The sequence below is a fragment of the Nocardiopsis halotolerans DSM 44410 genome, assembly GCF_000341065.1.
GTDB lineage: Bacteria > Actinomycetota > Actinomycetes > Streptosporangiales > Streptosporangiaceae > Nocardiopsis > Nocardiopsis halotolerans.
The window spans coordinates 20,891-27,032 of record NZ_ANAX01000222.1 but is presented as its reverse complement, the minus strand read 5'-3'; the positions used below and the strand labels follow the sequence as shown (position 1 = coordinate 27,032).

6 protein-coding genes are annotated in these 6,142 nt (G+C 73.1%); 4 read left to right on the top strand and 2 right to left on the bottom strand.

All coding sequences use genetic code 11. From position 1 onward, the window contains the following. The first annotated feature begins 345 nt into the window (after positions 1-345). From D455_RS0116935 to D455_RS30795, 3 genes are all read left to right on the top strand, one after another. Positions 346-753 (top strand): SdpI family protein, encoded by a 408-nt coding sequence (locus tag D455_RS0116935; RefSeq protein WP_017571899.1) that lies wholly within the window; start codon positions 346-348, stop codon positions 751-753. Between the two features lie 133 nt (positions 754-886). Beyond that, the gene (locus D455_RS0116930) at positions 887-1,291 is read left to right on the top strand and encodes a thiol-disulfide oxidoreductase DCC family protein (protein WP_017571898.1); all 405 of its coding nucleotides are present in this window, start codon (positions 887-889) and stop codon (positions 1,289-1,291) included. Between the two features lie 13 nt (positions 1,292-1,304). Next, positions 1,305-1,694 carry an SdpI family protein gene (locus D455_RS30795; protein WP_017571897.1) on the top strand — a complete coding sequence of 130 codons (390 nt, stop codon included), beginning with the start codon at positions 1,305-1,307 and terminating at the stop codon, positions 1,692-1,694. On the opposite strand, the gene D455_RS0116920 is transcribed toward D455_RS30795, so the two are convergent. Both D455_RS0116920 and D455_RS0116915 read right to left on the bottom strand, forming a co-directional pair. Then, complete coding sequence (locus tag D455_RS0116920) at positions 1,680-2,564, bottom strand: hypothetical protein (protein ID WP_026122707.1); 885 nt, start codon at positions 2,562-2,564, stop codon at positions 1,680-1,682. The two genes, D455_RS30795 and D455_RS0116920, sit on opposite strands and share 15 nt — an antisense overlap. A gap of 30 nt (positions 2,565-2,594) precedes the next feature. Further along, positions 2,595-4,400: a hypothetical protein gene (locus D455_RS0116915; protein ID WP_017571895.1), complete on the bottom strand. Its 1,806-nt coding sequence runs from the start codon at positions 4,398-4,400 to the stop codon at positions 2,595-2,597. A gap of 311 nt (positions 4,401-4,711) precedes the next feature. On the opposite strand from D455_RS0116915, the gene D455_RS0116910 reads away from it, so the two are divergent. Beyond that, complete coding sequence (locus tag D455_RS0116910) at positions 4,712-6,136, top strand: aldehyde dehydrogenase family protein (protein ID WP_017571894.1); 1,425 nt, start codon at positions 4,712-4,714, stop codon at positions 6,134-6,136. The last annotated feature ends 6 nt before the right edge of the window (positions 6,137-6,142 follow it).

Here is a 6,142-nt window from a genome sequence, read left to right as displayed (position 1 = left end):
GGCCCTGACCGCTCTGGTGGCCGCCGGAATCGCCGCCGTCGCCGGTGGTGGCGGGGCCGTCTACTTCGCTCGCAAGCGCAGGGACACCGGCGCCCAGGAGTGACACGGTGAACCGTGAGTGAGGGGGCGGCCGCCCCCTCACGCCGTTCCGCCCCCGGGTGGCGGTGCCGTCGCCGGATCCCGGCGGCACGGGGGCTTCCCCGTGCCCCGCGGGTACGCGCCCCGTCGACCGGCCGCCGTGCCCGTCGCCGTGGTCGGCCGACCGTCTCGTCTAGGGTTGGATGTCCGGCACCCGTCGGGACGGGAACCCCGCGCCCTCCCGGCGATCCGACGGAAGGAGCCCCCTTGCCGCCGTTCCTCGCCGCCGTGTCCGACGGCACCGAACCCCTGACCGGCTGGGCCACCGCCTGGGTCATGGTGGTCCTGGCGATCGCCCCGCTGGCCCTGATGGTCTCGGGTTACCTGGGCGCCCGGGGGCGGATCCGCCCCAACATGGTGGTCGGCATCCGCACCGCGTACACCCTCTCCGACGACGACGCCTGGTACGCCGTGCACTTCCGGTCCGCACCCTGGACGATCGCCTCGGGGGTGGTCATGGCACTGGCCATCGTCCTGTTCCCCTTCCTGGACGACGTCCGCCTCCAGTTGGCCGCGATCCTGGTGCCGACGGCCGCGGGCCTGGTGGTGCTGTGCCTGGGGGTGTGGCGCACCCAGAAGGTGGTTCGGGCCCGCGCGGCCTCCGACGCCTCCTGAGCCCGCCCGGCCGCGTGTGAGTTCGCCCACAGGAGGGCGTGGGGCGCCAGGTGGGACTGGTCCGAGTCTGGTGAAGGGCGAAAACCCCGAGGGGAAACGGGAGAAAACACCCGAAGCCGGGCACGATGGAGGCATGAGGCCTTCGCTGGACACCGTCCCCGGTACCGGAGCGTTCCTGTACGACCGGGACTGCGGGTTCTGCAAGCGCTCGGTGGTCTTCGCCCGCGAGCGGCTGCACGCCCGCAGCCGTTTCGTGGCCTGGCAGGACTTCGACCTTCACTCGGCGGGGTTGACCCCGGAGCAGACCGACGCCAGCGCCTGGTTCGTGTACGCGGACGGGCGCCGCTTCTCGGGCGGCGACGCCGTCGCCGAACTCCTCCTGCACGGACGCCCCCTCACCCGGCCGCTGGGCCGTCTGGCGCGCCTGCCCCTGCTGCGCGCGCTCAACCGCGCCGCCTACCGCTGGGTGTCCGCCAACCGCCACCGCATGCCCGTGGGATCCCCCTCCTGCGGCCTCGACCCCACCGACCCCCAGTGAAAGGCGAAGTGACGTGATCCCCTGGCTGACCAGCGGACTCCTCCTGGCCGCCCTGGGCGGCTTCCTCCTCTGGACGGGCCAGCACTCCGTCCACCCCGGGGTACGCCCCGACCGCAGCCCCGGCATCCGCGTCCCGGCGACCACCGAGTCGCGGGAGGCGTGGCTGGCCGCGCACCGACCGGCCCGCCCCTACTTCCTCGCCTCGGGGACGCTCACCCTCGTCGCGGGCGCCCTCTTCCCGGCGTGGGGCGCGTTCGCCACCGCGCCCGGTGACGCCACGGCGCCCACCCTGGCGGTCGTCGCCGTCACGGCGTTGATCGTCCTCCTCGGCGGGGCCGTCGGACTGCGGGCGCTGGCGCGCCGGTCCCCGGCCGAACCCCTGGGCGGATCAGGCCGCGCGTAGGTCCCGGCACACCGCGAGCAGGCGCTCGCGCAGCACCGCGCCGCGCTCGGCGAACCCCTGCTGCGCCTCCATGTACGCGGCCTTGCCCTCGGCCGTCTCGATCCGTACCGGCGTGTACCCCCAGTCCGCCAGGTCGTACGGGGAGGCGCGCATGTCGAGCGTCCGGATCTCCCGGGAGAGCTCGAAGCAGTCCACCACCAGCTCCGACGGCACCGCCGGGGTCAGCTTGTACGCCCACTTGTACAGGTCCATGTTGGCGTGCAGGCACCCCGGCTGGTCCAGTTCGGCCTGCCGCTCCCGGGTGGGCTGGAGGGTGTTGCGCGGACGCGCGGCGTCGGTGAAGAACCGGAACGCGTCGAAGTGCGAGCACCTGATCCGGTGCGACTCCACCACCCGGTCGGTGCCCTCGTGGCCCAGCCGCAGCGGGACCTGCCCGTGCCGTACCTCCGAGGTCCGGTACACCATCGCCCATTCGTGGAGTCCGAAACAGCCCAGGTGGGCGGGGCGCGAGGCGACCGACGACAACAGGCGCTCCACGAAGTCCAGCACCGGCCGCGCGGCCAGGAACGCCCCGGTGTCCAGACCCACCGCGCCGCCGGGCAGCTCGGTGTAGAACCGCTCGTCCAGGCGGGCGCGGGCGTCCTCGCCCAGCAGCACCGTCCCCACACCCGGATGCCAGCGCCGCAGCTGCGCGGGCTTGAGGTTGTAGTAGGTGAACAGGAAGTCCTCCACCGGGTGGCGCACGCCCTCCCGGCGGCGTCGCAGGTGGTCGCCGACCAGCGCGTCCACGCGGTTCCGGTGCCGCTCGGCGCGCTCGCGCCACCGCGCCTGGGGGAGGGCGGTCGGCGCCTGGGTACTCGTTCCTGTCACGGCCCCCAGGGTACGCGCGGCCGGACGGGCTCAGTTCGACTGCTGTACGGGCAGATGGCGGCCCAGGTAACCGATGTACACGCGGTTCGTCGTCCCGGGCCCCAGGTGCGGGTAGAAGTACAGCCTCGGGCAGATCCCGTACTCGATGTCGAGCTTGATGTGCGCGTACATGGGCACACGCCCGCTCGGCTCGACCTCCTCGGGCACCCGGAAGAGGCGTTTGTCGTTGAGCTTGCCCCGGTTGCGCACGTAGTCCGACTCCTGGGAGGCCAGCCGCTTGACGGGGATCACCTGGTACCCGTCCGGGGTCTCCCGCAGGTAGGAGTGGAAGCCCAGGCCGCTGCCCGGGTTGTCGAACTGGTACCGGGCGTAGTCGTTCAGGGCCAGCAGAGCCTCCCACGCGCGGGTGACCCACAACGACTCCTTGCGGCTGTCGGACAGCTCGTAGACCGTCGCGTCCTCGATGGTGAAGAACAGGTGCGGCAGCACGGAGTCGTCGGTGATCCGCTCCAGGAGCTCCCGCACGCTGACCGGGGGCTTGCGCTGCGGGTCGCGGGGCGCGGCCGTGGCGGCCAGCTGGAACAGCCCGGCCTCGCGTGCCTGTTCGCGCAGCCAGCGGCTCTCGTAGCGGGCGGCGCGCAGCTGTTCGCGCGCGGTGTCGAGTTCCTCGCCCAGGTCGGCGGTCTCGGCCAGGAGCTCGTGCCGCTCCGTGGACAGATCGCTGACCCGTGCGCTGAGCCGGGTGACCTCCTCGCGCAGCCGTTGGACCTGCTGCTCCAGGACCTCGTGCTCCTGCGCTGAGACGAGCCCGGAGGAACCGGACGGGGCCTGTGCCGCCTGGTGGACGACGGACGCGCCCCTGGCCGCCGGTACGACGGGCCGGGGCGTCGTGACCGCACTGGTCCGCCGGAGGTCGTCGGTCTCCTCGGTCAGGAGGGCGTCCACCGCCTGGAGCGGTTCGGGCAGCAGCATCCCCAGCGCGTTGTCGCGCACCCGTCGCGACAGCGCGGCGCCCACCCAGTTCCTGAGGCCCCCGCCGTCACGGGCGGTGTCGAGCGTGGCCGGGCTCATCCTGGGGTGGCGGGCGGCGTCCGCCTCGTCCGCCGGGTCCACGCCCGGTAAGAAGGTGCGCACCCCGCCGGGAGGGATGTCCAGCCACGGGGGCAGGCGCCCTCCGACGCCCTCCTGCGCCGCGGCGTCGAGCACGTATCCGGCGCACATGCCGGTGCAGCGGGCCAGCGCTCCGGTCATGGCGCCGCGCCAGTCGGCGACGGTGACGTCCCGGGGCGCCCCGGTGGCCACCACCGCCATGCGCCGCCGGGGATCACGGATCGTCGCCAGGAGCGTGTCGACGAGCGCCTCGTCACGTCCGCGCACGATCCGGGGCGAGGACGGCAGGGGGAAGTCGCCGTCGTGGCCGTTCACCGCGTCCAGGAGCATCCGCGCCGCCTCGGGCGGCATGATGTCCAGCCTGGACTGTTCGGCGCCGTCCTCCACCGGGGAGGCGGGGTCGACGGCCATGTCGATCCACGCGTACAGCCACGGGGACAACGCCGGGTCGAGGACCGCGGTGACGGTGGTCCGCCACACCCCGTCCGCCTTGTCGGACTCGGTGGTCAGCCGCAGGAAGGACAGGCCCTCGTCGGGGTTGTCGTGCCGGACGACCAGGGCACGGGAGCGGTTGCTCAGCTCATGGCGGCCCGAAGCCGAGAAGTCCACGCGCGCGCCCGAGTTCCCGCGCTTGCTCAGCCACCGCGACAGGACCGTCGAGGTGACGGCGACCAGGTCGCCGTCGTGCTCCGGGACTGCGACGAGCGTGCGGTAGACAAGCGGCAATGAGCACTCCCGGGCTCCCGTCGGCGGCGGTGGACCCGAGGGTCCGGCCGAACACGCTGGCAGAGCCCTCCTCACCACTGTGGACGAAGGGAGCCCACCCGCGCTAGTCGGTCGATCAAAGATCCCTGGCCAGGCTGTCAGGTCCTCAGACCATACCGTCCGGTACACCGGCGCACACCCTCCTCTTCGGGGCTGAACCGCCCGAGGGACGGGGAGCCGGAGCACCGTGCTCCACCATGGCCAATTCGCGTGTTCGGATTGGCGACCGTGGACAAGGCGTTCGGGAAGAACCGGGCACTAGCGTCACGGGCATGTCTACGCGTCCGTTCTGGCTGGCCGGCACCGCCGCGACCGGCGACACCGAGATCACCGTCGTCAACCCCTACACCGGCGAGGCCGCGGGCACCGTCTCCGTGCCCACCGCCGAGCAGATCGAGGAGGCCGTGGCCGCCGCGCACGCGGTCGCCGCCGAGGCCGCCGCCCTGCCCGCGCACGTGCGGGCCGACGCCCTCGACCACATCTCCCGGCGCATCGGCGAGCGCTCCGAGGAGATCGCCCAGACCATCACCGCCGAGAGCGGCAAGCCGATCAGGTGGGCCCGCGGCGAGGCCGGGCGCGCCGTGTCCGTGTTCCGCTGGGCGGCCGAGGAGGCCCGACGCGACAGCGGGGAGCTCCAGCGCCTGGACACCGACCCCGGCGGCACCGGCCGCATGGCCATGATCCGCCGCGTCCCCAAGGGGCCGGTCCTGGGGATCTCGCCGTTCAACTTCCCCATCAACCTGGTCGCCCACAAGATCGCCCCGGCCCTCGCCGTCGGCGCGCCCGTCATCCTCAAGCCCGCCCCCGCCACGCCGATGACCGCCCTGCTCCTGGGTGAGATCATCGCCGAGACGAACCTGCCCGGCGGCATGGTGTCGGTGCTGCCCATGTCCAACGACAGCGCCGCCTCCCTGATCACCGACGAGCGCCTGCCCGTCATCTCCTTCACCGGCGGGCCGTTCGGCTGGGAGCTGCCCCGGCGGGCCCCGCACAAGCACGTCACCCTGGAACTCGGCGGGAACGCCGCCGCCGTGGTGCTCTCCGACGCCGACCTGGACTGGGCGGCCCAGCGGGTGGCCCTGTTCGGCAACAACCAGGCGGGCCAGGTGTGCATCGGCGTCCAGCGCGTCATCGTCGAGGACGGCGTGTACGACGCGTTCGTGTCGCGCCTGGTGGAGCGGGTGGAGGCCCTCGGCGTGGGCGACCCCGCCGACCCGGCCACCGACGTGGGCCCCATGATCAACGAGGCCTCCGCCGAGCGTGTGGCCTCCTGGATCGAGGAGGCCGTCACGGCCGGGGCCAAGCTCCTCACCGGCGGCGCCCGCGACGGTGTGACCGTGGCGCCGACCGTTCTCGCGGACGCCCCCGCCGACGCCCGGGTGGTGCGTGAGGAGGTCTTCGGCCCGGTGCTGGTCCTCCAGCGCGTCGCCGACGTCGACGCCGCCTTCGCCGCGGTCAACGACAGCGACTTCGGGCTCCAGGCCGGTGTGTTCACCCGCGACCTGCCCACCGCGTTCCGCGCCCACCGCGAACTGGAGGTCGGCGGTGTGGTCGTCGGCGACGTTCCCACGTTCCGCGCCGACCAGATGCCCTACGGCGGTGTCAAGGGGTCGGGCGTCGGCAAGGAGGGCGTGCGCGCGGCGATGACCGACCTGACCTACGAGCGGGTCATGGTGTTCACCGGAATCGACCTGTGAGGCGTT

Bases quoted from the DNA above. Each gene is read 5' to 3' on its own strand.
- D455_RS0116930 (WP_017571898.1), top strand. From the start codon at position 887: ATGAGGCCTTCGCTGGACACCGTCCCCGGTACCGGAGCGTTCCTGTAC.
- D455_RS0116910 (WP_017571894.1), top strand. From the start codon at position 4,712: ATGTCTACGCGTCCGTTCTGGCTGGCCGGCACCGCCGCGACCGGCGAC.